This window comes from Priestia sp. BR_2 (genome assembly GCF_041954005.1).
GTDB classification, from domain to species: domain Bacteria; phylum Bacillota; class Bacilli; order Paenibacillales; family Paenibacillaceae; genus Paenibacillus_AQ; species Paenibacillus_AQ lautus_A.
In genome coordinates this window covers 1-721 of sequence record NZ_JAVFHM010000345.1, presented here as the reverse complement: position 1 = coordinate 721, position 721 = coordinate 1, and the positions used below count along the sequence as shown (strand labels likewise).

Below are 721 nucleotides of genomic sequence, written 5' to 3'. Positions count from 1 at the left end.
GAGGTGGAGTATGGATTATACTTCGTTGTTTTAAGGTCGAATTTGTAATTTGTTAGGTGGTACAATAACTTGATTAAATACTAAATATAGTTTGAATATAAAGTTTAGGGAACAAGAAAAAAGAACCGAGTTAAAAGAAGTTAAACAAGAATACATAGCTTTAAATGCTGTAGATAAAGAGCTTGCATATAATTTAATTCAACTGAGGCTAATAGAAGAAATAATAAATAACCAAAGTTTAAACCATATGGATTTAACAGAAGCTAATCAAAAACTTCATCTTAAAACAGATAAATGGGATAAACATAGTGATATTATTGAGGTAATTGATACAACTACTACGAATTTTTTACCTACTCTGCAATCATTTTATATAAATATTAGGTTAGGTATTATCAATGAACATTTTCAGTTAAAAACAGTAAAAGAATTAATTGAACTTTTGCTTACAGCAAAGGTACTTCTAGAGGATTATCTTGATATACATAGAAGGAAATTCGCCCAGGCTAAAAACGATAAATGAAAGTATATTAAACAAGGCCCTGGTTACAATGTTGGATGAATTGTGATTATAAGTGAAAGGGCTTCCAAAAGGAATACACTTTTAGTTAACATAAAACATATGATCGGAAATAATATGGTAAAAGGCTCTATTTCTTCTATGATAAGAGCCTTTTTATTTGTGAACTTATACTTTTATGCATAGGGAAAAGTATAAGTG

General features: G+C 28.4%; 1 protein-coding gene. It reads left to right on the top strand.

The annotated features are described in order from the left end of the window. Window positions 1-91 precede the first annotated feature (91 nt). Window positions 92-523 (top strand): hypothetical protein, encoded by a 432-nt coding sequence (locus tag RB298_RS31045; RefSeq protein ID WP_486050186.1) that lies wholly within the window; start codon window positions 92-94, stop codon window positions 521-523. The last annotated feature ends 198 nt before the right edge of the window (window positions 524-721 follow it).